Source organism: Streptomyces sp. NPDC050619 (assembly GCF_040654815.1).
Taxonomy (GTDB): Bacteria; Actinomycetota; Actinomycetes; order Streptomycetales; family Streptomycetaceae; genus Streptomyces.
Genome location: NZ_JBFAIR010000002.1, coordinates 98,247 through 123,358, shown reverse-complemented (window position 1 = coordinate 123,358; position 25,112 = coordinate 98,247). Strand labels below are relative to the sequence as shown.

Sequence of the window (25,112 nt, the reverse complement as noted above, 5' to 3'; positions counted from 1 at the left end):
CACGAGGTGTCGTCGCAGGGGCAGCGGGTGGGCTTCCAAGCAAGGCCATCGCCACAATCACTGGTTCTCGGCGGTCATGCCGCCCTCGGCGTGCTTTTCTGACTGGATGAAGCCCCAGTAGCCGCAGATCGCAGCCTCGTCGATCTCTGGGATCGTGACCGCGAGTTGCCGTAGCCGCTGGACCGTCTTCTCGTTCTGGAACACCAGGGTCGGTTGCCGTGCGGTCGGTGCTTTCTCGGCGTGCTCTTCGAGATACGCCAAGTAGGGCAGGATCGGCAGGTTCTGTCCCCGTTCGGTCGCGCGACGCAGGCGCCGCAGCCATTCGGTGAGCGGGACTTCTTCGGTGCGCGTCCCGTGCAGCTGGTCGTAACCGGCCAGGAAGGCGCCCGGTCCGATGCCGCGTGGATGGTGGAGGTGGTGCACGCGGCCGGTTCTGTCGCCGGTTCGCAGCAGCTCGACGAGGGCTCCGGCGAGGACATCGACGGGGAGCAGGGTTTCCTGGAGTTCGGGGTCCGCCGGATAGCAGCCGAGCGCCGCGCTACTGGTGAGCAACCGGGAGAACATGTCGTCCGGATTGACGGCTCCGGTCGAGGTATGAGCCCAGATGCGGCCGAGCCGGTGGATGCCACCGCTCGCTCCCCGCTCGAAGGCACGCTCCACCAGCCGCTCGGCCACCCACTTGCTGGCTGCGTAACCCCTGCCGAACGGGTGCCGTTCCGCCTCGATCGGCGAATCCTCCGTGACCAGCCGGGAGTCCTGGCCGGCTCGGAACACCCCGAGGGTCGAGAGGTGGTGGAACGCTTTGGGCCGCCCTTCGCCCGCCAGGTGCAACAGGCTTCGGGTGCCCTCGACATTGGCCGGCTTCAGTCGTGCGTAGGGCGAGAGGTGATGGACGTGCGCGCCGCTGTGGACGATCGTGTCGATCGTCTCGCGCAGCCGCGCCCGGTCCGCCGGGCCGAGGCCGAGATCGACGGCGGCCAGGTCTCCCCGGACGACGCTCAGCCGCGGATCGTCGGGCGTCGCCTTGATGCCGTAGGCCCGCAAGGCCTCGGCCAGCCGCTCACGTGCCTGGGCGTCGGTCCGCGCACGGACGAGGCAGTGCACCCGGGCCGCTGTCCTGTGCAGCAGTTCGGACAGGAGGAAGGCTCCGACGAACCCGGTGGCTCCGGTCAGCAGAATTTCGTGCGGGCCGCCGGCCGGTTGCGTGACGGGCGTGAAGCGCAGGGCAGGGCTCAGCTTCGCTTCCGAATCCGGTACCCACTTCGTCGTGGTGTGCGGGTTGTCCGCACTCAGATGCCGGGCCAGTCCCGCCGGGGTCGGTGCCTCCAGGAGCGCCGACAGGTTGAAGGGGACGGCCAGGGTCTCACCGATCCGACTCGCCAGACGGGTGGCGAGCAGGGAGTGACCGCCCAGAGCGAAGAAGTCGTCGTCGACGCCGACCGCGGGCACGTCCAGCACCTCGGCGAACAGCTCGCACAGGGCCCGCTCCTCGGGGGTGTGCGGACGGCGGCCGCTCGGGGTCGTGGTGAAGTCGGGCACGGGCAGGGCGGCGCGGTCGAGCTTTCCGTTCCGAGTCAGTGGCAGGGAGTCCAGCGCGACGAAGGCGGACGGCACCATGTAGGCGGGTAGGCGCTCGCGGAGGAAGGACCGCAGGTCGGCGGGATCGACCTCGCTCCCGGCGAGCGGCACCGCGTAGGCGGCCAGATGGGTGTCTTTGACGTGGTCGTCGCGGGCGATGACGGCGGCGTGGGCGACCCCGGGATGAGCGGAGAGGACGGCTTCCACCTCGCCGGGTTCGACGCGATGGCCACGGATCTTGACCTGGTCGTCCGCCCGTCCGGCGAAGACGAGTTGCCCGTCGGTGCGCCACCGGGCCAGGTCGCCGGTGCGGTACATCCTCGTCCCCGGGGGGCCGTACGGGTCGGCCACGAATCGCTGGGCCGTGATGCCCGGGCGGCGCAGGTAGCCGCGCGCCAGGCCGGCACCGGCGACGTACAGCTCGCCGGTCACGCCGGGCGGCACCGGCCGCAGGGCGGCATCCAGTACGTAGGCACGAGTGCCGGGGACCGGCTGTCCGAGGACCGGAGTCGCGGTGGTGTCCAGCCGTGCCTGTACCGAGTCCACGGTGCACTCGGTCGGCCCGTACATGTTGAAGGCCACCAGTCCGTCGACTGCCCGTAGTTCGTTCCACAGCTGGTCCCCCAGCTCCTCGCCACCGAGTACGGCCACACTCGGCCGCCACCGTTCGTTCGTGAGCAGGCCGCGGTCGGAGAGGACGCGCATGTACGAGGGTGTGACGTCGACCGAGTCGATGCGGTGGTGGATCAGCCACGCCACGAACCGGTCCGCGTCCACCCAGGTGGCCGCGTCGGGCACATGCAGCTCGTGGCCGTCCATCAGGGCCGCCAGCTGGCCCCAGGAGGCGTCGAAGGACACCGAGGCGGTGAGGGCGACCCGCAAGGGCCGGCCTCCGCCGCGCTCGGCCGCCGGCCCGAACACCTGGTGCCGGTACCGCGCGGCGATGTTGACCACGCTCGCGTGGCGGGCGACGACCCCCTTGGGTGTCCCGGTCGATCCCGAGGTGTAGATCACGTATGCCGGATGGTCCGGCGACAACGTCGTCACCGGGTCGGTATCCGGCAGCCCCTTCAACGCCTCGACGGTCTTTGGTGCGTCCAGCAGCAGACGCGGCGTCCCCGTACCGAGGTCGCCCGACGCGGCGGTGGTCGTGTCCGTGAGCAGCAACACCGGCTGTGCGTCCTCGAACATGGCCGCGATCCGCGGGGCCGGGTACTCCGGGTCCAGTGGCAGGTAGGCGGCCCCTGCCTTGAGTACGGCGAGCACGGCCACGACCAGGTGACCGGACCGCGGCAGGGCGAGAGCGACGACGTCCTCGGGACCGACGCCGCGAGCGGTCAGTGCGTGCGCGAGCCGGTTCGCCCGGGCGTTCAACTGGGCGTAGGTCACAGTGGTGTCGTCCGCCACGACGGCGACCGCGTCGGGGGCGGCACGCACCTGCGCGTGGAAGAGCTCGGGAAGGGTGTTCGCGGGCAGCCGCGCCGTCGCGGGCCGGCCGGCATCCTCCAGGAAGCGATGGCGCTCGTCGTCGGACAGTACGTCGATGCGGCTGATCGGACGGTCCGGGTCCCGGACGGCGGCTTCCAGCAGCCGCACCCAGCGTGCGGCCAGGTCCTGGACCGTTTCGTGGTCGAAGAGGTCGGTGGCGTAGTCGATGGTCCCGTGCAGGCCGAGGCATTCGCCGTTCTCGGAGCGTTGTTCGTAGATGCCGATGTCCAGATCGAACTTGGCGGTCGCGGTCGACACCGGGATCCTGGACGTGCGCAGTCCGGGCAGCGCGAACGCCGCGGCTTCGTCTGCTTCCAGGGAGAGCGCGACCTGGAACAGCGGGTGGCGGGCCGGTGACCGGGGCGGGTTCAGCGTCTCCACCAGCTGCTCGAAGGGCGTTTCCTGGTGGGCGTAGGCCGCCAGAGCGGTGTCGCGGACACGTGTCAGCAGGTCGGCGAAGGCAGGGTCGCCGGAGGTGTCGGTACGCAGCACCAGCGTGTTGACGAAGAACCCCACCAGTTCGTCCAGGGCCTGATCGGCGCGGCCGGCGATCACGCTGCCGACGGGGATGTCGGTGCCCGCACCCAGCTTGGTCAGGAGCGCGGCCAGACCTGCGTGCAGCACCATGAAGAGGCTGGCTCCCGACCGGTGCGCCAGCTCGGTCAGCGCCGCGTGCTGCTCCGCGTCGAGACGCAGGGGGACTCTGGCACCACGGTAGGAGGCGACGGCGGGGCGGTGCCGGTCGTAGGGCAGCGCGAGTTCCTCGGGCAGGCCCGCCAACGTCGTTGACCAGTGGGCGAGTTGGCGGTGCAGAAGTCCGTCGGGGTCGTCGGGGTCGCCCATGAGCCGACGCTGCCACAAGGTGTAGTCGGTGTAGCGCGCCGGCAGTGGTTCCCAGTCCGGCTCCTTGCCCTGGCGCCGGGCGGCGTAGGCGGTCGCCAGATCACGGGCCAGAGGTGCCAGGGACCAGCCGTCGGCGGCGATGTGGTGAACCACGATCACCAGGGCGTGCTCGGTGGGGCTCAGCGCGAACAGCTCGGCGCGCAGGGGTGGTTCGACGGCCAGATCGAACGGGTACCGGACGGCTTCCAGCAGCCGCGCGTGCAGTGCCTCCTCGTCGTCCACCTCGGTGACGGGCAGCACCGGGCGCGCCGCGGACACGTCGGTGATCCGCTGGAAGGGCTCGCCGTCGACTTCGTAGTAGATCGTGCGCAGGCTCTCGTGCCGGCCCATCACATCGGCCAGCGCCGCCTCCAGCGCCCCTCGGTCGAGCTCGCCGGCCAGGCGCTGCACCAGAGGAATGTTGTAGGTGGCGCCGGGGCCCTCGGCACGGTGCAGGAACCACAGCCGGCGCTGCGCGAACGACAACGGAGCGGGATCGGGCCGTTCCTGGACGGTCAGTGCCGGGCGTTTGCTGTCCGCGCCGTCCAGCCGGGCCGCCAGGCGAGCCACTGTGGGCGCTTCGAACAGCACGTTCAGATTCAGATCCGTGCCCAGGACGGCGCGGATCCGGGACACCAGGCGGATCGCGAGCAGCGAGTGTCCGCCCGCTTCGAAGAAGTGCAGGTCCACGTCGGCCTGCCGCAGACCGAGGACCTCCGCGAACAGCTCGCACAGCAACTGTTCCCGTGGAGTGCGCGGTGCCCGCGCGACGGACGTGCCGGGCTCGTCGTGGGGCTCCGGCAGGGCGGCGCGGTCCAGCTTGCCGTTCGGGGTCAGCGGCAGCTCGTCGAGCATCACGAACGCCGCGGGCAGCATGTACTCGGGCAGTTCCTCGCGCAGGCGTTCGCGCAGCGACCGCGGCCGTGTTCCGTCCTCGTCGGCCACGACGTAGGCGACGAGCCGGACATCGCCCCGCTGCCGGTCCTGGCGGGCGAGCACCGCGGCCCGCGCCACACCGGGGCACGCGGCCAGCGCGGCCTCGACCTCGCCCAGCTCGATACGGAACCCGCGGATCTTGACCTGGTGGTCGGTGCGGCCGAGGTATTCCAGCTCGCCGTCGGCCCGCCACCGCACCAGGTCGCCCGTCCGGTACATCCGGGTGCCGGGAGGGCCGTACGGGTCGGCCACGAACCGCTCGGCCGTCAGCGCCGGACGGCGCAGGTAGCCGCGGGCCAGGGACGCGCCGGCGACGTACAGCTCTCCGGCACTCCCCAACGGCACCGGTCGCAGCGTGCCGTTGAGCACGTAGACGCGGCTGCCGGGGATGGGCCCTCCGATGGGCGGTGCCGAGTCCGACGGCACCAGCGGCTTGCTCAGGGACGCCATGACCGTGGTTTCCGTCGGCCCGTAGGCGTTGAGCATGCGCCGCCGCGGCGCCCACCGCGCCACCAATCCCGGCGGACATGCCTCCCCAGCCACCACCAGCGTCGGAACACGCACGTCCGTCTCGGACACCACGGCCAGTGCCGACGGCGGTACGACCGCGTGCGTGAGGTGCGTGCCGGGGTCGGTGAGGGCCGACAGTGGGTCGGCCGTGGGGGCGAGCAGCAGCGCGGCCCCGTCCAGCAGGGCGGCGCACAGTTCCCACGTGGAGGCGTCGAAGCTGGGCGAGGCGAACTGGAGCACCCTGCTGTCGGGGGTGATCTCCAGGCGCTCCGCCTGGCACATCACCATGGAGGCGATGCCCGTGTGGGTCACCACCACCCCCTTGGGCCGCCCGGTCGAACCCGAGGTGTAGATGACGTACGCCGGGTGCCGCGGGTCCACGGCGATTCCCGGGTCGGTGTCCGGCTGCCCCTGCGACAGCTCTGCCACCGCCCGCGGATCGTCGATCACCAGGGCCGATCGGGCGTCGGCGAGCATGTACTCCCTGCGCGCCGCCGGATACGCCGGGTCCACCGGCAAGTAGGCGGCCCCGGCCTTGAGTACGGCGAGCACGGCCACGACGAGGTCGATCGAACGCGGCAGGGCGAGGGCGACGACATCCTCGACCCCGATACCCCGGGCGGTCAGGGCGTGCGCGAGCCGGTTCGCGCGCGCGTTCAACTCCCCGTACGCCAGCGTCGTATCGCCGGCGACCACCGCGTCGGCTTCCGGCGTGCGGCGTACTCGGTCCTCGAACATCGTCGGCAAGGGAACGGCGGGGGCTCCTGCCGCGGAGACGTCCCCCTTCTCCAGGAGGCGCCGTCGCTCGTCGTCCGACAGTACGTCGAGCATGCCGACCGGGAGATCGGGGTCGAAGTCCGTCAGGTTGTCGAGGAAGCGCAGCAGGCGCCGCTGGGAGTCCGCGAGGTCGGACTCGTCGTACGCTCCGGGCGCCGCGTGCAGTCTCATGTGCGGGCCGGTGCCGTCCCGGCGGTCCCACACCATGATCATCAGGTCGCTGCCCAACGGGAAGGAGAGGTTGTGCGCGATGCACCGGTGGCCGGCGAAGGCGATGTTGTAGTCGAACCCGATAAGGTTGACCGACGGCGAGATCGCCGCGCCGGAGTCCCGTGACAGGCCGAGGTCGCGGTACAGGTCCTCCCCGCGGTAACGCTGGTGCTCCACCGCTTCGCGCATCCGGTCGTCGACCTGGGCCAGCAGATCCCTCAGCGGCATGTCGGGCCGGATGATCAGGCGTACCGGAACACTGTTGGCCAGCATCCCGGGCGTCGTGCGGGAGGCCGGGTCCATGCGGCCGGCCACGGTCAGCCCGAGCACCACGTCCCGCGCGTCCGTCAGGTGACGCGTGTAGAGCGCCACGGCGGCGAACACGAAACGGAAGCGGGAGACTTCGGCGCGGGAGGCCGCCGCCTTCAGCGCCTGCGGGCGCGGAAGCGGGCGCAACTCGGTTCTGGGGATGGCCATATGGGCCGAGCTTCCGGATGACCGTCCCTGCCCGGCCGGGCGGGGAACCGCCGCCGTGCCCCGGGAGCCGGGCGAAGGCGCGGCGGTCCCCGTCCATCCGGACAGGTGCCGCATCCAGTACGCGCGGTCGGCTGCATGGTCCTCGGACGCGCGGTAGTCCTGGTCGGCTCGCACCAGTGTCGACAACGGGCCGAAGGGACTGGGGCCGGCCTGCCGCCCGTCCGCCAGGGCCGTGTAGACGTCGGTGACCCGCTGTGCCACGAGGGCGTAGCCGAACGCGTCCACGGCCGCGTGGTGGTAGGTGTGGTACCACCAGAACCGGTCCGGCGCCAGCCGCAGCAGGGCGTAGCTGAACAGCGGACCGGAGGCCAGGTCCATGGGCCGGGTCATGTCGGCCGAGACCCACGCGCGGGCGGCGGCCGCCGGGTCGGGTTCGTCGCCGACGTCGACGAACGAGAGGGTCCAGGGCAGCTCACGCTCCAGAACCTGAACAGGGCCGTCCGCACCGGACACCAGGCGCACCCGTAACGCATCGGTCTCGGCCACCACTTGACGCAGGGCCGCCTCGAACATGACCGGATCGACCGGTCCGCGGATCTCCAAGTACTCGCCCAGACGCAGCGCCTGGCGTGTGTCCGGGGAGCGCTGCTCGGCGAGCCAGATCTCGCGCTGTGCCGCGGTCACCGGCAGCACCTCGACCGACGAATCCACCGGCTGAGCGGATGACTGACGATGAGACAACGAGGAACCTCCTGCAAGAGGGCCGGGAACTGCTGATCACGACCGCTGAGTACTGAACTCGTGTACTCACGGCTGAGAGAAGACGCCCGCAGACCACTTGGTGGCGGAGTAGTAGCGCGTGCAATCGGAATAGGGCGGCATACCTACACGATGAGTGACTTCTATGTCACTCATCGTGCCAGCTACCAGGGCATACCCCGGCCCACTATGGGATTACGCCACTCGAAGGAATGACATACCGCGCTTTGTCCGTAGGATGCCCCGAACCTACTTCAGCGCTCCCGCCATGACGCCGCCCACGAACTGCCGTTGGAAGGCGAAGAAGACCACCAGCGGGATGATCATGGAGAGGAAGGCGCCGGAGGACAGGACGTCGATATTGGTGCCGAACTGGCGGGTCTGCTGTTGCAGGGCCACGGTGAGCGGCGCCGAGCCCGGGTCGGCGAAGATGAGCGCCACGAGCATGTCGTTCCAGACCCACAGGAACTGGAAGATGCCGAGCGAGGCTATCGCCGGCCCGCCCAGCGGAACCACCACTCTCAGGAAGAGCCACAACTCGCCCGCCCCGTCGAGACGGGCGGCCTCCAGGAGTTCGCGTGGGATCCCCGCGAAGAAGTTCCGCAGCAGGAAGATCGCGAAAGGCAGTCCGAAAGCGACGTGGAAGAGGACGACGCTGGTGATGCTGCCGAAGATTCCGAGCTTCCCGAACAGGCTGGTGACGGGGACCAGCGCGACCTGCAACGGCACCACGAGCAGGCCGACGACGAGCAGGAAAACCCAGTCCCGGCCCGGGAATTCGACCCACGCGAAGACGTATCCGGCGAGTGAGCCGACGACCACGACCAGCAGCGTGGCCGGGACGGTGATCAGCAGACTGTTCAGGAACGAATGCGTGATCGTCGGGTCGTCCAGCAGGTTGGTGTAGTTGTGCAGGGTCAGCTGCGCGGGCTTGGTGAGGACCGTCCACCAGCCGGACGCCTGGATGTCCAGGGGCCCGCGCAACGAGGAGAGCAGCAGGCCGACGGTGGGCAGAAGCCAGAACAGGGCGACCGCCAGCAGGACGAGCCGGGTGGATCCGCCGGCCAGCCGGCGAGCCGCACGGGTGGCGGCGCCCGGTCCCGTGCGGCCGGGGGCGACTCCGGCGGCCCGGGCGGTCCGTGCGGCCTTCGCGGCCTTCGCGGTCTGAAGGGTTGTCACCGTGACTTCTCCTTTCGGAACCGCTTGATGTTGAGGAACATGACCGGCGCGACCAGGGCGAGCAGGAGTACGGCGAGCGCGCTGCCGGTGCCCTGGTCGTTGCCGCCGCCGAAGGAGGACAGGTAGAGCTGCAGGGCCAGTACGTTGGCGTCCTGCTGGCTGGCGCCCGGCGCGATGACGTACACCAGGTCGAAGATCTTCAGCACGTTGATCACCAGCGTGACCAGGACCACGCCCAGCACCGGTGCCAGGAGCGGCACCGTGATGCGGCGGAAGACCTGCCACTCCCTCGCGCCGTCGACCCGTGCCGCCTCCAGCAACTCCCGGGGGATGCCGGCCAGTCCGGCGGCGATGAGGACCATGGCGAAACCGGTCCACATCCAGACGTAGGCGCCGATGATCGACCAGGTGACGAGGGTCGGCCCGAGCCAGTCGACACCCGCGTACTGGGCGGTGAAGTTCGTTGCGGGCAGGCGCAGTTGAATCGGTGAGGCGCCGATCCCGGACGCGGGCAGGGTGAAGGTGCCGTCCTTGGCGGCGGTCGCCGTGGCGACGACCCGCCCGTCACGCACAGCCTCTACCCGGACGCCGGCCAGCGCCTTCTCCCCCGGGTCGATCTTCCCGGGAGTGCCGCCGCCCGGCTGGAAGTCCAGCCAGACCGTGCCGCAGAAGGCGCCCGACGGGCAGGCAGCAGGGGCGGCGGCCTGCGTCGCTCCGGTCAGGGTGCTGGGCTGCACTCCGACGAGCGCCAGCGCGGCCGAACCGTCGCCGGGGCTGAGGGACTTGCCGGTGTACGGGCCGCCGACCGGGCCGGCCAGGGTGCTGCCGGGGCCCGCCACGCGGGGGTGCGCTCCGGGGTAGGCCGATGCCTTGAAGAAGGTGTCGTGGACGCCGGTCACCATCGCGTTGGCCACGCCCTTGCCGGGGTCCTGGTCGTAGACCAGCCGGAAGATGATGCCGGCGGCCAGCATGGAGATGGCCATCGGCATGAAGACGACCAGTTTGAACGCGGTGCCCCAGCGGATCCGCTCGGTGAGCACGGCGAAGATCAGGCCGAGCCCGGTGGCCGCGACGGGTGCGACCACGACCCAGATCGCGTTGTTCTTGATGGCGACGAGGGTCTGGTGGTCGGTGAAGACTCCGGTGTAGTTGGACAGGCCGACGAAGTCGGTGAAGCCGTCGGGGCCGAAGAGGCTGCGCACGACCGACCACACGATCGGATACACCACGAGCGCGCCGAGCAGGACCAGTGCGGGCAGCAGGAAGAACACCGCGATCCACATGCGGCTTCGGGGCGTTCGCGTCCCGCGGCGGGCGGGTGCCCCCGCCGCGGGGGCGGCGGGGGACGGAGGGGTGAGAGTCTGTGACATGACGGCCGCTCAGCCCGCCTTGGCGAACGCCTTCGCGGCGTCCGCCTCGAGCTGCTTCTGCGCGCCCGCGACATCGGAGGGCTTGGCGAGGAAGTCCTGAAGGTCCTTCCACTCGCCCTGCCCCTTCGTCCCGCCGAACGCGGCCGGTGCCTGATCGGACATGTCGACCCGGATGTCGTCGCCCGCCTTGATCAGGTTCTTCGCTATGTCCCGCACGATGTCGTCGCGGTAGTCGGAGAACGCGACCGCCTTGTTCGGTGACAGGAAACCGCCCTGCTGCACGTCGATCGCCGCCGCCTCAGGAGAGACCAGGAAGCGCATCAGCGCCTGCGCGCCTTCGCCGTCCTTGAGGGCGACCGCGACGTCGCCGCTGCTCAGCACGGGTGCCTTGCCGCCGTCCACGGACGGGAAGGGGAAGACCTTGGCGTCGGTACCGACCTTGGCCGTGGTCTCCTGGGTGATGTTGGTCGCGATGAACTCGCCCTCGTAGACCAGCGCGGCCTTGGGCGGATTGGCGAAGACCTGGCCGACCGAGGTGGGGAAGTCGGTCTGGAGCGCCCCGCGGGTGCCTCCGGCGATCAGATCGGGCCTGCCGAAGAGCTGGCCCAGCGTGGTCAGCGCCTTGGTCACCGAGGGATCGGTCCACTTGATCTGATGCTTCGTCAACTTGTCGTACATGGCCGGGCCGGCCTGGCTGAGGTAGATGTTCTCGAACCAGTCGGTCAGGACCCAGCCGTCGCCGCCGCCCACGGAGAACGGAGGGGTGCCGGAGTCGGAGAGTGTCTGGCCGTCCTTGAGCAACTGCTCCCAGGTGGTGGGGGCGGTGGTCAGTCCGGCCTGCTCCCAGGCCGCGGTGTTGTACCAGAACAGCGACTTGTTGGTGACCTTGAAGAACACCCCGTACTGCTTGTCCTGGTACGCGCCGAGGTCTCGCCAGACCTGGCTGTAGTTCTTGTTCAGCTCCTGGGTCACGGCCGGCTGGAGCGGCTTGAGCCAGCCGGCTTCGGCGAACTGCTTCAGGACGCCGGGCTGGGGCAGCAGAGCCACGTCCGGCGGCGAGCCGCCCTGGATCTTGCTGCCGACGAAGGTCGACACATTGTCGCCGGTGGGCACGAAGGTGGTGTTCGCTCCGGTCAGCTTGTCGAAGCGGGCCAGTACCTTGAGGAAGTTCTTCTGCTCGGCACCGGTCCAGACGCCGGCCACCTGAAGGTTCTGCCCGTGGAGGTCGGGCAGCTTCAGCGTGGAGGCGTCCTTGGCACCGGTGGTCGCCGGGGTGCCGGCGGCGTCCTTGTCCGAGGAGCCGCACGCGGCGGTCCCCATCATCAGGACGGCCACGGCCGTCAGTGCTGCCGCTCTGCCATTCATCGGGTCACTCCTTTGTGAAAGACGGAAAGAACAAGACGGAAGGAACAGGTAGCGGGGGGCGGGGTCAGCCCGTGAGACCGTCGGCCGCCCACCAGGCCGCGGTGCTGCCGGGGAGGGTTCCGGGCGGACAGGGACCGCTCGCGAGCAGCGGCGTGCCGGGGACGGGGGCGGGACAGGGGACGTCGCCGAAGTTGACGGCGCACACCACCCCGTCACCGCGGACGAAGGCCAGGACCTGCGGCGGCGACTCCAGCCAGCGCAGGGTCCCGTTGCCGAGCGACGGCAGGCTCGCGCGCAGCGCGAGCGCGTCGTGGTAGAGGTGCCAGAAGGAACCGGGGGTGGCCATGAGCCGTTCGGTGGTGTGATCGGCGAACCAGGCGGGCTGCGGCAGCCACGGCTCGGCGACGGCTTCGCCAGAGGTGAATCCGAACGGGGACATGTGCCCCGACCACGGCAGCGGGACGCGGCAGCCGTCGCGTATTCCCACACGGCTGCCGCTGCGGTGGAAGATCGGGTCGGTGAGCACCTCGTCCGGCAGGTCGACGACCTCCGGCAGACCGAGCTCCTCGCCCTGGTAGACGTAGGCGGCGCCGGGCAGGGAGAGCATCAGCAGCGCGGCGGCGCGAGCGCGGGCGGCGGCCGCGTACCGGGTGACGGTGCGGACCTGGTCGTGGTTGTTGAGCACCCAGGTGATGGTCGAGCCGGTGTCGGCGATGTCCCGCAGGGCGTCCTGGATGACCCGGCGGAAGGTGGCCGCGTCCCACGGGGCCGTCAGCATGTGGAAGAAGAACGCCTGATGAAGCTCGTCCGGGCGGACGTAGGCGGCCTGTTCGGCCGGGGTGCGCACCGACACCTCTCCGACGAGCAGCCGGTCCGTGCCGTCCCGTGCCGTGTACTCCTCGCAGATGGCACGCCAGGTGCGCCAGACTCCGTGGGTCTCGGGCTGGTTCCACGCCAGGGGGTTGACCGTGTCGCGGGCCCGCGCGTCGGCCGCCGGGTCCGGGGAGTCCGGCAGTGCGGGATGCTTGAAGAGGCCGGTGGCCACGTCGATACGGAATCCGTCGACGCCGCGGTCCAGCCAGAACCGCAGCACCTGCTCGAAGTAGCCGCCGACCTCGGGGTTGCGCCAGTTCAGGTCGGGCTGCTCCGGACCGAACAGGTGCAGGTACCACTGGCCCGGCGTGCCGTCGGGCTCGGCGACCCGGGTCCAGGCGGGCCCGCCGAACATGGAGTGCCAGTTGTTGGGCGGCAGTTCGCCGCCCGCGCCCCGGCCCTCGGCGAAGTGGAAACGGGATCTGGCCGGGCCGCCGCCCGGGCCTTCGGCCAGGGCCTGGAGGAACCACGGGTGCTTGCTGGAGCAGTGGTTGGGGACGATGTCGATGAGCACCTTGAACCCCATGCGGTGCGCGTCGTCCACCAGGCGGCCGAACTCCGCCAGGTCTCCGTAGACCGGGTCCACATCGCAGTAGTCGGCGACGTCGTAGCCGTGGTCGTACTGCGGCGAGGGGTAGAACGGGTTGAGCCAGATGCCGTCGACGCCGAGTCGCTCGAGGTACGGCAGGCCCGCGCGGACACCGGCCAGGTCGCCGATGCCGTCCCCGGTGCTGTCGAGGAAGCTGCGGACGTACACCTCGTAGATGACGGCCGTGCGCCACCACTGCTGTTGGGCGGTGGCGGTGTGCTGGGACTGGGGCCGCTCGGAGGGGCGCGGTTCGTTCGGTACCGAGCCGTCGTCGACGAATGCGTCGATCATCGGGAAACCGTCCTGGGCTGGGCGTGATGGAGACCGGGTCCCGCGCCGCGGAAGGCGCGTTGGAGGGTGCGTTGGAAGGCGCGTTGGGGGTGCGTTGGAAGGCGCGTTGGCAAGCAGGGGCGAGGGAGCCTCGGACACGGACTCCTCCGGCGGGCGGAGCCAGGTCGCCGGGCGGGACGAAAGACGATTTCGATAGACGCGGCGCCCGCCGGTGGAGACGAGGCCGTTCGCCGGCTGGGCACCCGCCGGTGGGAGCGAAGGCCGTTCGCCGACTGCGGCACCCGCCAGTGGGAGATCGCCGGGCGCGGCGCCCGCCGGTGGAGACGAAGGCGCTTCGCCGGCTGTGGCGCCCGCCGGCGGGAACGAAGGCCGTTCGCCGGGCGCCGCGTCCACCGACGGACCCGCGAGGCCGTCAGATCACGGGATCACGGATAACCGAGACGGCGTCGAAGGGGCGGCGAGGGGCCGCGCCGTGGCGTTCAGGGCCGCCCCCATCGCGCCGCCGTACGGGCCGAGTTCGGCGGCCAGGAGTGTCACCGGTCCGACCAGTGCCCGACGGTCGCGCAGCGCGAGCTCGACAGCCGGTCGCATCACGTCGAAGGCGGGCGCGACGCCACCGCCGACGACAACAGTCGAGAGGCCGAGTTGGGCCAGCACGCTTCCCAGTACCGTGCCCACGGCCAGGGCGACGGTTTCGAGGATCTCCCGAGCCGTGGTGTCGCCCGACCGGGCGGCCCCTACCAGGTCCTCGGGTGTCGCCGACGGGGCCTGGTTCCCGGTCCCGCCAGAGGCGAGGGCCCAGCGGGCGGCGAGTGTCCGGCCGCCCGCCACCGTTTCCAGGCAGCCGCGGGCCCCGCATCCGCAAGGATCACCGCCGGGTTCGGCGGTCATGTGCCCGATTTCGCCGATCCTGTCGCCGGACCCGCGCAGGACGGTGCCGCCCAGGGCGATCGCACCGCCTATGCCGGTGCCCATGGTCATGAACACCACGTCGGCGTGACCGCGCGCGGAGCCCAGAGCGAGTTCCGCCGAGGCGAACGCGCGGGCGTCGTTCATCAGCAGGACGGGCTTCGCGGTCGCGCGCTCGAGCGTGTCCGCCAGCGGGAAGCGCTGCCAGTCGCCGTCGAGGTTCGGGATGGTGGTGGTGGAGCGCAGGTCCGGGCTCAGGTGTCCCGGCAGTGCTACGCCGATGGCCTCGACGGTGTGTGCGCCCGCGATCTCGGCGATGGTGGCGGCGACCCCCGCGGGGCCGGCGGCGGGGGTGGGCAGCGTGCCCCGCGCGACGACGGCCGCGCCGGCCCGGTGCACCCACTTGATGTTCGTGCCCCCGATGTCCACCCCCAGGGCGGACCCTTCGGGGCGAGGACCGCCCCTGGTCACCACCATGCGAACTCCTGATCAGGATCAGTATTGCCTGTATAGACTTAACGGAGACTTAACGGGAAGCTAGGGCGCGCAAATCATCCAGTCAATCAGTTGAGCCATAAAGAATCAGAAACTTTGGCTGGACACGACCTGTCTAGCCTTTTCCAGCGGATCAGGTCAGTCGGGTGAGATCAGGGCGCCGTCGGCCGCGAGTTGCGCACGCAGTTCGACGATGCGCGCCTCGCGAGGCCGGTATCCGGCCGACACCGCCATGGCCGCCGCGGTCCCCGCGGCCTGCCCCATCGCCATGCACTGGCCGATGGAGCGGACGGAGGCGTGGGCGTCGTGGGTGGCCGACAGGCACCGGCCCGCGACGAGCAGACCGTCGACGCCGCGGGGCAGCAGAGATCGGTAGGGAATGCCGTAAGTGCGGCCGGTGGGCGTCTCGTTGCCGGAGCCGACGTACTGCCAGATCGTCCGGTGCCCGGCGGCGTGGTCCTCGATCGGAGCGCCGCAGCGCGCGATGGCGTCCTCGAACTGACGCGCGCTCAGGACGTCCTCCTTGCCCAGGACGTACTCGCCGATCAGGCGGCGGCTCTCCCGCACGCCGATGCGCGGCGCGGACGCGATGAGGAAGGCCCGTTCGTACCCCGGCACCTGCTCGACGAGGAACCGTGTGTACTCGACGACCTGGCGGCGCCCCTCCTGCTCCGCTGCCGAGAGCTGCCACGGGTCGGTCGGATCGACGCCGCTCACGCGCGTCAGGTTGGTGTGGACGACGCCGGGTTCGGTGGTCCGGTGGACGGACCCTTCGCGCCGGGGCAGTTCGTACGCTCCCGAGTCCGCGTGCAGGGCCATCAAGCGGTGCAGCTCCGCGGTGGGTGTCGCCGCCGCGTCGACACCGGCGAGCCGGAAGGTCTGGGTGAGCGGTTGCACCACGCGGTCCTCGGCCGGCCGCTCCAGCGCCGCCCCCGCACGCCACGCGACGTCGGCGTCCCCGCTGGCGTCGACGACGACCCCGGCGCGCACGTACCCGGGGCCGGCGACCGTCTCGACGACCACCCCGAGAACGTCCTGCCCTTCCATCACCACCCGTGACGCACGGGTGTGGAACAGGACCCGTACCCCGGCAGCGGCGGCGAGTTCGTCCCAGACCAGCTTGAGGGTCTCGGGGTCGTAGGTGATGCCGGTGCCGGCGCCATAGGTGTTGGGGCGTTCGAAGGCCGCCTTGCGATCGGTGAGCGCCTGGCACACCTCCCAGCCGACGCCGCCGACGACGCGTTCACCCGTGCCGGGCGCGTAGAAACCGTAGAAGGTGTCCAGGACGCTCGCCCCGGTGCCGCCCAGGTGCGCGGCGCCCTCCACGAGCAGGGTGGAAGCGCCCCGCCGGGCGGCCGCGACGGCTGCCGCGGAACCCGCCGAGCCGCCGCCGACGACCACTACGTCGCCGTCCCACAGCAGCGGGTAACTCCCGGCCTCCGCCTGGCTGATGCGTGTTCCGTTCACCTCAGGTGCCACCCTCCGTCTACGGGGACGACCGCGCCGGTCGTACGGGAGGAGGCGTCCGACAGCAGCCATACGGCGGTGTCGGCGATCTCTTCGGGGCTGCAAGCGCGTGCACCGAGCGGCATCAACCGCGGCATCCGGTCCTGGATCGCGGGATTGGCCATGGCGCGCGCGGCCATCGGGGTGTCCACCAGGCCGGCCGCGACGATGTTGACGCGCACGCCCTTGGGGGCTCCGGTGAACGCGGCCGAGCGCACCAAGGGGACGAGGGCGCCCTTCGCGCTGGCGTAGGCCGCGGTGAGGAAGTCCTCGTCGAGCGTGCTCGCCAGGGCCGAGCCGATGACGACGATCGACCCGCCCGAGCCGGAGAGCTGCCGCAGTCCGGCGCGCAACAGGTAGAAGACGGAGTCGAGATCGACGCGGTGCACTTCGCGCCACGCCTCGTCGCCGCACTCGTCCACCGGCCCGTCACCGAGTCGCCGGCCGGACATGCCCACCGCGTGCACGATGCCGTCGAGACCGTCCAGGGCCTCGGCCGCTCGCGCCACGGCCGCGTCGGCGCCCGTGGACACGGTGATGTCGTACGTGTCGCGGTCGGCCTCGAAGACCTGGGCACCGGCGGCGCGCGCGGCCTTGACGCACGCGGCGCCGATTCCGCCCTGGGCGCCGGCCACCAGCAAACGCTTCACCGCGCACCGTCCGCGGTGCGCAGAGCGGCGGCGGAGCGGCGGGCGAACTCCAGGTAGGCGCCCTCGAACAGTTCGTCGCTGCGATCCGCGCCGACGAGGCGGGAACTGGTGATGACCGGCGGCATGGCGCCCCGCTCGGCCAGCAGTTCGGCCACCCGGACCTTGATCTCGTTGACCACGGCGATCGCGGTGAAGGTACTCACCGGGCCGACCGGGACGTCCAGACCGGGGACCTGGCAGATGGCGTCGCCGACCGGCGATCCCAGGTCGATCACGACATCGGCGTGGTCGGCGAGCCGGGATCCGCTCGGATGCCGCGGTTCGGCGGCGTTCGTCTCCTGGAGCGACGTGGCCGCGATGACCGGCAGACCCGCCTTCTTCGCGCCCATCGCCATCTCGATGGGGACGGCGTTGAGCCCGCTGACGCTGAAGATGAACATGCTGTCGCAGGGGCGCAGCCGGAAGTTCGCCAGGATCTGGTCGGCGAGCCCCTCGACGCGCTCGATGAACATCGCCTGCCGCTGTCCGTTGGCCCCCACCACCTGGGTGTGGAAGGTCATGGAGAGCTCCACCAGCGGCTGGAAGCCGGGGTAGGAGCCGTAGCGGGGAAAGATCTCCTCCACCGGCATACGCGAATGACCGGTGCCGAAGGTGTAGACGACGCCGTCGTCGGCGATCGACCTGGCCGCGATCTGGGCCGCGGCCTCGATGGCGCCGGCCTGGGACTCGGCAAGCCGCTCGACGATCCCGACTGCGCTACGGATCCACGATGACACGGGCAGAACCTCTCGGGCGAGAATGTATAGACAGGTAGTACGTTTCGGGACGCTAAGGCGGCGACCGGTCCGGCGTCAAGCACTCGTACAGGCTGATCTTCGGTTCCCATGAGGACGCGCCAGGTGTGGACGCGTACCGGGTGACGGCCTATGCTGCGGAAGGCATACCGGTATAGACAAAGGAGACAGCTGTGGCTCGGCGGCCCATGCCGCGACATGAAGCAGTCGAACGGCACATCCGCGGCCGGATCGCGGGGCTGAGCCCCGGAGACCAGATCGAGTCCGACGCGGAACTGTGCGACCTGTTCCAGGTCAGCCGGATGACCGTCCGTCAGGCGACCCAGCGGCTGGTCGCCGAGGGTGCGATCTACCGGATCTCCGGTGTCGGGACCTTCGTGGGGGAACCGCAGGTCCACCGCCAGATGGGCCGACTGCGCTCCTTCACCGAGGAGATGGCCCTGCGCGGCATGACGGTGTCATCGACCGTCCTGGCGAACGAACGGCGCGCGGGCACCCAGGAGGAGACCACCGCGCTCAGGCTCGCGCCCCAGTCCAACGTCGTTCATGTACGGCGGCTGCGGCTGGCCGACGACCAGCCGATGGCGATCGAGAACGTCGTGCTGCCGCCGTCCTGCGCCTGGCTGTTGAGCGAGGACCTGGCCCACGGCTCGCTGCACCAGGCGCTCACCGAGCAGGGTTTCGCCCCTTCCCGCGCGACCGGAACGCAGATCGCGGCCATCGCCACCGAGGACGATGCCGCCCTGCTTGACCTGCCCGTCGGCGCGCCCATCTTCGTCGAGCGCCGACTGGTCACCACCGCCGACGGCACACCTGTCGAACTCACCGAATCCCGCTACGCGGGTTCCCGTTTCGTGTTCCACATCGAACTGGCCTAGGCGACTGCCCGAGCCGCGGGGGCGGGCATCGCAAAAGGAGAACAACATTGCCTGTCGTCGAGACGGTCCTTGGCCCTGTCGCCGCCGCGGAACTCGGCGAGGTGGATGCCCACGAGCACGTCTTCCTGCGCACCCCGGTCAACCCGGGTGACGAGTTCCTCGACACCGACAAGGCGGCGGCCGAGCTCCTGCGGGTGGCGGCGAGCGGCATGCGCACCGTCGTCGACCTGACACCGGTCGGCCTCGGACGCCGTCCCTGCCAACTCGCCGAGGTCTCCCGCACGAGCGCCCTTCATGTCGTCGCCGCGACCGGCTACCACCGCAGCGCGCACTATCCGGCCGCCCACTGGGCCCGCCACGCCGACGACGCGACGCTTCTCGACGTGCTCCTGGACGACCTCCGGGTCGGCATGGACAGCCACGACTGGGACTTCCCCCGCCCCCTCCCCAGCCCCCACAAGGCCGGGATCATCAAACTCGGCGCTTCGTACCACCGCATCGACCGCCACGAGGAACGCTGGTTCGCCGCGGGAGCGGCGGCGGCCCGGCAGACGGGCGTGGCCGTGGCGGTCCACACCGAGGTCGGGACCGCCGCGCACGCCGCGCTGGACCTCCTGGACAAGCACGGCCTGCCGGCCGGACGGGTCCTGCTCGCCCACACCGACCGCAACCCCGACCCGGAACTCCACCTCGACCTGATCGCCCGCGGCGCCCACCTCGTCTACGACACCATCGGGCGGATCAAGTACCGGCCGGACTCGGTCGTCCTGGACCTGATCGAGCACATGGCCGAGGCCGGCAAACTGGGCCACATCTGCCTGGGGACCGACGTGGGACGCAAGTCCTCGCTCAGCGCCTACGGCGGCGGACCGGGGATGGACGTGCTCGGCCGGGACTTCGTCCCGCGGCTGCGCCGGCGCCTGGGCGCCGCGGCGGTCGACACCGTGCTGCGGGATGCCCCCCAGTCCCTGCTGGCCAAAGACATGCGGGCATCTGGATCTCCATAAGACGACAGCACCCCGCCAGGCCGGCAAGAAGGCGGGCCTGGCGGGGAGCGACGGATCGGGGCGGGGGCGGTCACATGCCGTGCGTGGGCATGCCCTCCGTGCACACGACGTGGATGACCAGGTCGGCGGGTGTCGCCTCGGACTTCCCATAGTCGCCTGAGCGGATCTGCTGCTTGCGGACGGTGACGATCCAGCCGTTGGCGTTGGCGTTCGGCCGGCTCTCGATGACGTCGGTCGGCTCCGGTGCGAAGCGGGCGCCCTGGCTCGCGGAGACGGTGTAGCCGCCGCTGTAGGCGTTCTGGGGTGCCGGACAGAACAGTTGGTGGGGGCGGCCGTCGGCGCCACCCTTGATGACCTTGCCGGTGATGTGGTGCGGCGGCTGGGGGTCCAGGGCCAGGGCGGTGGCCTGCGTGGCGGCGGGGCCGAGCAGGGCCGCGGCACCTGCGACGGCGGTAACTGCGGTGATGGCAGTACGGGTTCTCGGGCGCATGGCGGTCATGACAGGGGTGCTCCTCCACAGCGATGAGGTCGGGGTCGGGGGCCATTGGAGCAGCGCGTGGAGCAGCGCCGTGATCAACGCCGCGCCGGACACGCAGAGTGACACACCATCGACGTATGGCGAAACGTTCCAGTCGAGCGTCTGCCCGCGCATCGCTACGGACTGTGATCTACTGCCGCCGTCCAGTCACTCTGCGTGGCGACCCGGTGTTGCCGGGTGTCCGCCATGCCCTCATGAGGAGCCTCATGTCCCGCAGAGGGAGATGGGCGCTCGCGGTCGGTTGTGCCGCGATCGCCCTGTCCGTCACCGCGCCCGCCGGCGCGACCGTCTCACCCGCCCGTTCGGTGCCGTCCCAGGTGCCCGCGTCCGACCTCCGTCCGGGCGGCGTGCGCATCACCGAGGCGCAGATCCGCAAGGAGGTGCGCCCCGCCGAGGTCAAGGCGCTCGGCCGGGCCGCCGCCGAGCAGCTGGCCCGGGACCGTATCGGCCTGCGTGCCGTCGACAACGGATACCCGCAGCCCACCCGGACGCTGAGCCTCAAGCGCCACACCGACTCGCAGCGCGAGCTGAACGCCAAGTTCGACCCGGCCCAGTGGGGCAAGTTCACCGACTACTTCTCCAGCCCCGACTACGGCGACCACGTCGCCCTGCTGCCCACCGGCAAGGTGCTGGTCTTCTCCTTCGAACCCGTCGAGGACAGCCCGAACAAGGAGACCGCGCCCACCGAGGTCATCGGCAAGGAGAACGCCGGGCGGGCGTACGTGTGGGACCCCGCCCGGGGAACGGGGGCCGGCGCGTTCAAGGCCGTGCCGCCGCCCGTGGTGGACATGCCCGACGGGAAGAACGAGCCGCGGCCCGCGCCGATCTTCTGCGCGGGGCACGCCTATCTGCCCAACGGCATGGTCGGCGTCTTCGGCGGCAACCTGGGCGGCAACCACGGCAGCGGCGCCAAGTTCGCGCTCGTCTTCGACCCGTGGAGGGAGACCTGGCACCAGCAGCAGGACATGGCCGTCGGCCGCTGGTACCCGAGCGTGGTCACCGGCGCGGACGGCCGGCAGTTCATCACCTCCGGCCAGTCGGAACTCGGCTGGGGCGAGCTGTCGATGGAGATCGAGCGCTTCCCGGCCAAGGGCACCCCCGTGTCGTACGGCCCGGCCGACGTGCCCCTGGGCCAGTCGCTCGACCAGTGGAAGACGAACGCGCCGTACATGATGGACTACCCCCATCTGTTCTCGCTGAAGGACGGCCTCATCTACGGCTTCGGCCGTAACTACGACGAGCAGTTCGTGTTCGACCCGAAGGACGAGTCCCGCCGGAAGCTGCCCGACCGTCCCGACGGCGGCATGCGCAACTACGGCTCCGCGGTCGCCCTGCCGGGCGGCACCCAGGGACCGGACTCCGTCCTGATCCTCGGCGGCAACCGCAACGACCCCGGCACTTACAAGTTCGCCGACGGCCGCTGGACCAAGGACACTTCGCGTGCCTTCGGCCGCACCCAGGACGACACCCTGATCCTGCCCGACGGCAAGCTGTTCACCGTCAACGGCGCCTACGACATCCGGGACTACGGCAACGGCCCGTACAACCCGAACGGCGACAAGAAGTACCGCCAGACCGAGCTGCGCGACGACGACGGCACCTGGCGCCTCGGGCCGGTCCAGCGGCTGCCGCGCGGATACCACTCCAACGCCGTCCTGCTGCCCGACGGCCGCATCATGGTCACCGGCGACGAGTTGCAGCAGATCGCCAACAACCCGGACATCAAGTCCGGGATGCACGGGACGATGGAGATCTACGAGCCGTCGTACCTGCACCAGGGAGAACGGCCCCGGCTGTCCCAAGTCCCGTACGGCCCGCAGCGCTACGGCTCGGATCTCCGGGTCGGCACCAGCACCCCACAGCGGGTCAGCCGGGCCGTCCTGATGACGCCCATCACCTCCACCCACTCGGTGGACACCAGCCAGCGGCGGCTGGAGCTGCCGATCACCGGCCGCTTGGGCAACGAGCTCGTCCTGCGCACCCCGCAGTCCGCCAAGGACGCGCCGCCCGGCTTCTACATGCTCTTCCTCCTCGACGACAAGGGCGTACCGAGCACCGCGAAGTGGGTGCAGTTGCGGCCCGGCGACTGACGCCGGCCGCCGCCGTCCCGCCCGGTCAGTCCCGGACCGAGCCGGGTGAGCCGCCGAGCAACAGCGGCCACACGCTGGGCATTTCGGTCACGGGTACCTCGATCAGCGAGGGGCCCGGTTCGCTGAGGCACTCCTTGAGGGCCCCGGCGAGCCGGGCCGGGGTCTCGGCCCGGACGGCGGGCACCGAGAACGACTCCGCAAGCCGTACGAAGTCGGGGCTGGCCAGGTCGCTGCCGATGAACCGGCCCTCGAACTCGTCGGCCTGGATGCGCCGGACGTTGCCGTAGGCGTTGTCGTTGAAGACCACCGCGGTCACCCCGATGCCGTACTTGCGGGCGGTCGCCAGTTCCTGCATGTTCCAGCAGAACCCGCCGTCGCCGTTGATGGAGACGACGGCCCGGTCCGGGTTCCCCACCTTGACGCCCAGCGCCGACGGGTAGCCGTAGCCGAGGGTGCCCTGGTAGCCGGGGGTGAGGAAGGTTCCCGGTTGGTGGACGGGGTAGCCGACCGCGGCCAGATAGCCCACCTGGGTCAGTTCGTTGACCAGGAAGCCGTCGTCCGGGATCGCCTCGCGCAGGGCGCGGACGTACGACCACTGCGGCTCGACGCTCTCGACCTTCCGCGCACACCAGGCGCGTACGTCGGCCAGCTCGCCGGGCGGCCGGCCCGAGCCTGTTGATGTGCTGTCCGGGAGAGCGGCCAGCAGTTCCTCCAACACCGTCCGGGCGTCCGCGCACAGCGTGAACTCGGCCCGGCGGGGCGGCCCCAGGTCGGCCGGGTCCGCGTTGACCAGGGCGACGGTCGCTTCGGGGGCGGTCGGGACGGCCGTACCCCGTGGGGTCACGAAACGGCTGCCGACGACCAGTACCACGTCCGCGGAGGGCAGCAGCCGGGGTGCGGCGAGGCTGGGGAAGGCGAGCGGGTGGTGCGCCGGGACGGCGCCGCCCGCGTTGCGGCTCATGACGACCGGGGCGGACAGCTCCTCGGCCAAAGCGGTCAGGGCGGCGCCGGCCCGTGCGGCGAGCACTCCCCCGCCGGCGTAGATCACGGGCCGGCGGGCGTCTCGTAGTACGGGGGCAATCGCGGCGAGCGTTTCCTGTTCCGGGCCCTCGGGCGCGCCGGGCTCATCGCCCGCATCCTCGTCCTTGAGATCCGTCTGCGCCCGCGCGGTCAGCACATCCGCCGGGATCGTCAGGCCCACCGGTCGCGGGCGGCCGGAGCGTGCGTGCCGTATCGCCTCCCGTACGAGTCCGGGGATGTGGCCGGCGGTCTCGGCCCGCGCCGACCACTTGGTGACCGAGGCCAGGACGCCGTCCTGGTCGGGCAGTTCGTGCAGCATGCCCAGGCCCCGGCCGGCCAGCGGAGAGGGGATGTCGGCCGCCACGCACAGCATCGGCGAGGAGCACGCGTACCCGGTGGCCACGGCGGGCAGGGCGTTGAGCACGCCGGGGCCGGGGACCACCAGGCAGACGCCGGGTCGTCCGGTGGTGCGTGCGTACGCCTCCGCCATGTGGGCCGCGCCCTGCTCGTGCCGGGCCGCGATGTACTCGATCGGCCCTCCGGCGGCCCTGGACCGGGCCAGGGCGTCGAGTACGTGGTCGAGCTGGACGCCCGGCACGCCGAAGACGTGGCGTACGCCCTCCCGTTCCAGCTGGGCGACCAGCGCCTGGGCTCCGCTCAGCTTCACGTCGCCACCGCCTCCTTCTGATCCGCGTGCGGCTCCTGGGCCGGCCGCGCCCCGGCGTCCCGGCGGTCCAGCCAGCTCAGCAGCGGGACCGTCATGATCGTGGTGACCAGGGCGACGAGGACCAGCGCGGCGAACAACTCCTCGCTGACGATGCCGGCCGCCAGCCCGATGTTCAGCGCGATCAGCTGCATCAGCCCGCGGGCGTTCATCAGCGCGCCGACCCGGACGGCCACCGGGCCGGGTTCGCCGCGCAGCCGGGCTGCGGCCCAGCAGCCGCCGAACTTGCCGGCCACCGCCAGGACGACGGCCGCCGCCCCGAACGCCATCACGGACGGGTCGGAGAACACGTCGAACCGCGTGTTCAGGCCCGAGTAGGTGAAGAACATCGGGACGAACACGACCTGGGTCACGGACTGGGTGGTCCGCACCAGCCGTTCGGAGCCCTCGCCGCGCGGCATGGCCATCCCGACGCAGAACGCCCCGAACACGGCGTACAGGTCGATGATGTCGGTGAACCAGGCGGCGCAGAACAGCACGGCGACGGTGAACAGCAGCCGGGTGTCGTCGCTCAGGCCCGGCCGGTTCACGATCCATGCCAGCAGGCGGCGTCCCAGCAGGAACAGGACGGCCACGAACAGCAGGGAGCCGCCGACCGCCGTCAGGACGGGGCCCGCCTCGCCGGAGGCCGCGCTCAGCACCCCCGCGAGCAGGATCCAGGCGACGGCGTCGTCGGTGGCGCCGGACGCCATGGACAGGGAGCCGAACCGGGAGCCGGTCAGCCCCCGTTCGGTGATGATCCGGGCGAGCATCGGGAAGGCGGTGATGGCCAGGGCGACGCCGACGAACGCCGCCGTCACCCAGACCGAGACCCCGTCGACGAAGAGGGGGACATGGCCGTGGGCCACGACGGTCAGTCCCACGCCCAGCGCCAGCGGGATCGCCACCCCGGCCGAGGAGACCGCGACGGCGGTGCCGGCCAGCCCGCGACCGGCGTGCGCCCGGAACTCGTATCCGGCGGCGAACATCAGCGCCACCAGACCGATCTGTCCGGCCACGTACAGCACCGGTTTCAGTTCCGTCGGGAAGACCTCGGCGGAGATCCCCGGGGCGAGGAGACCGAACAGCGAGGGGCCGAGCAGGACCCCGGCGATCATCTCGCCCACCACCGGCGGCTGGCCGAAGCGGCCCGCGATCAGGACGACCAGACGGCACGTCAGCAAAATCACGACGACGGCCAGGAAGAAGGCGGGAGCGAGCTCCACGGGAGTCATGGT

Annotated in this window: 15 protein-coding genes; 3 read left to right on the top strand and 12 right to left on the bottom strand. The window is 70.9% G+C overall.

Annotation, left to right across the window (positions count from 1 at the left end; all coding sequences use genetic code 11):
* Positions 1-57 precede the first annotated feature (57 nt).
* The 9 genes from AB0I77_RS03690 to AB0I77_RS03650 form a co-directional block, all read right to left on the bottom strand.
* The gene (locus tag AB0I77_RS03690) at positions 58-7,569 is read right to left on the bottom strand and encodes an amino acid adenylation domain-containing protein (protein WP_363280678.1); all 7,512 of its coding nucleotides are present in this window, start codon (positions 7,567-7,569) and stop codon (positions 58-60) included.
* Positions 7,570-7,866: 297 nt separating this feature from the next.
* Positions 7,867-8,796, bottom strand: coding sequence for a carbohydrate ABC transporter permease (locus tag AB0I77_RS03685; RefSeq protein ID WP_363280677.1), 930 nt, complete (start codon positions 8,794-8,796; stop codon positions 7,867-7,869).
* Positions 8,793-10,079, bottom strand: coding sequence for a sugar ABC transporter permease (locus tag AB0I77_RS03680; protein WP_363281132.1), 1,287 nt, complete (start codon positions 10,077-10,079; stop codon positions 8,793-8,795). The genes AB0I77_RS03685 and AB0I77_RS03680 overlap by 4 nt, the downstream gene beginning before the upstream one ends.
* 96 nt (positions 10,080-10,175) lie before the next feature.
* Positions 10,176-11,531, bottom strand: a complete 1,356-nt coding sequence (locus AB0I77_RS03675) for an extracellular solute-binding protein (protein WP_363280676.1) — start codon at positions 11,529-11,531, stop codon at positions 10,176-10,178.
* Between the two features lie 64 nt (positions 11,532-11,595).
* Positions 11,596-13,284 (bottom strand): glycoside hydrolase family 13 protein, encoded by a 1,689-nt coding sequence (locus AB0I77_RS03670; RefSeq protein ID WP_363280675.1) that lies wholly within the window; start codon positions 13,282-13,284, stop codon positions 11,596-11,598.
* 417 nt (positions 13,285-13,701) lie between these two features.
* A complete protein-coding gene (locus AB0I77_RS03665; protein ID WP_363280674.1) occupies positions 13,702-14,670 on the bottom strand; it encodes an ROK family protein in 969 nt (322 codons plus the stop codon).
* 156 nt (positions 14,671-14,826) lie between these two features.
* Entirely contained in the window at positions 14,827-16,155 is a 1,329-nt protein-coding gene (locus tag AB0I77_RS03660; RefSeq protein WP_363280673.1) for an FAD-dependent oxidoreductase, read from the bottom strand.
* Positions 16,152-16,844 (bottom strand): SDR family oxidoreductase, encoded by a 693-nt coding sequence (locus AB0I77_RS03655; protein WP_363280672.1) that lies wholly within the window; start codon positions 16,842-16,844, stop codon positions 16,152-16,154. Before AB0I77_RS03655 ends, AB0I77_RS03660 begins: the two co-directional genes overlap by 4 nt.
* Positions 16,841-17,620 carry an SIS domain-containing protein gene (locus AB0I77_RS03650; protein ID WP_363280670.1) on the bottom strand — a complete coding sequence of 260 codons (780 nt, stop codon included), beginning with the start codon at positions 17,618-17,620 and terminating at the stop codon, positions 16,841-16,843. The genes AB0I77_RS03655 and AB0I77_RS03650 overlap by 4 nt, the downstream gene beginning before the upstream one ends.
* Before the next feature lie 191 nt (positions 17,621-17,811).
* Here AB0I77_RS03650 and AB0I77_RS03645 point away from each other — a divergent pair, with 191 nt between their 5' ends.
* Together AB0I77_RS03645 and AB0I77_RS03640 are read left to right on the top strand one after the other, a co-directional pair.
* Positions 17,812-18,516 carry a GntR family transcriptional regulator gene (locus AB0I77_RS03645; RefSeq protein ID WP_363280669.1) on the top strand — a complete coding sequence of 235 codons (705 nt, stop codon included), beginning with the start codon at positions 17,812-17,814 and terminating at the stop codon, positions 18,514-18,516.
* Positions 18,517-18,563: 47 nt separating this feature from the next.
* The gene (locus AB0I77_RS03640) at positions 18,564-19,523 is read left to right on the top strand and encodes an aryldialkylphosphatase (RefSeq protein ID WP_363280668.1); all 960 of its coding nucleotides are present in this window, start codon (positions 18,564-18,566) and stop codon (positions 19,521-19,523) included.
* 70 nt (positions 19,524-19,593) lie between these two features.
* Here the strand turns inward: AB0I77_RS03640 and AB0I77_RS03635 are convergent, their stop codons facing one another.
* Complete coding sequence (locus tag AB0I77_RS03635; RefSeq protein ID WP_363280667.1) at positions 19,594-20,022, bottom strand: hypothetical protein; 429 nt, start codon at positions 20,020-20,022, stop codon at positions 19,594-19,596.
* A 245-nt stretch (positions 20,023-20,267) separates the two neighbouring features.
* Here AB0I77_RS03635 and AB0I77_RS03630 point away from each other — a divergent pair, with 245 nt between their 5' ends.
* Positions 20,268-22,151 (top strand): galactose oxidase early set domain-containing protein, encoded by a 1,884-nt coding sequence (locus tag AB0I77_RS03630; protein WP_363280665.1) that lies wholly within the window; start codon positions 20,268-20,270, stop codon positions 22,149-22,151.
* Positions 22,152-22,176: 25 nt separating this feature from the next.
* On the opposite strand, the gene AB0I77_RS03625 is transcribed toward AB0I77_RS03630, so the two are convergent.
* Both AB0I77_RS03625 and AB0I77_RS03620 read right to left on the bottom strand, forming a co-directional pair.
* Positions 22,177-23,838, bottom strand: coding sequence for a thiamine pyrophosphate-dependent enzyme (locus tag AB0I77_RS03625; protein ID WP_363280664.1), 1,662 nt, complete (start codon positions 23,836-23,838; stop codon positions 22,177-22,179).
* Positions 23,835-25,109 carry a cation:proton antiporter gene (locus AB0I77_RS03620; protein WP_363280663.1) on the bottom strand — a complete coding sequence of 425 codons (1,275 nt, stop codon included), beginning with the start codon at positions 25,107-25,109 and terminating at the stop codon, positions 23,835-23,837. The genes AB0I77_RS03625 and AB0I77_RS03620 overlap by 4 nt, the downstream gene beginning before the upstream one ends.
* Positions 25,110-25,112 lie beyond the last annotated feature (3 nt).

What these genes read in the sequence shown, in the direction of transcription:
- AB0I77_RS03665 (WP_363280674.1), bottom strand. Translation starts at nt 14,670, where the DNA reads ATGGTGGTGACCAGGGGCGGTCCTCGCCCCGAAGGGTCCGCCCTGGGG.
- AB0I77_RS03630 (WP_363280665.1), top strand. Translation starts at nt 20,268, where the DNA reads ATGTCCCGCAGAGGGAGATGGGCGCTCGCGGTCGGTTGTGCCGCGATC.
- AB0I77_RS03675 (WP_363280676.1), bottom strand. Translation starts at nt 11,531, where the DNA reads ATGAATGGCAGAGCGGCAGCACTGACGGCCGTGGCCGTCCTGATGATG.
- AB0I77_RS03620 (WP_363280663.1), bottom strand. Translation starts at nt 25,109, where the DNA reads ATGACTCCCGTGGAGCTCGCTCCCGCCTTCTTCCTGGCCGTCGTCGTG.
- AB0I77_RS03670 (WP_363280675.1), bottom strand. Translation starts at nt 13,284, where the DNA reads ATGATCGACGCATTCGTCGACGACGGCTCGGTACCGAACGAACCGCGC.
- AB0I77_RS03680 (WP_363281132.1), bottom strand. Translation starts at nt 10,079, where the DNA reads ATGTGGATCGCGGTGTTCTTCCTGCTGCCCGCACTGGTCCTGCTCGGC.
- AB0I77_RS03635 (WP_363280667.1), bottom strand. Translation starts at nt 20,022, where the DNA reads ATGACCGCCATGCGCCCGAGAACCCGTACTGCCATCACCGCAGTTACC.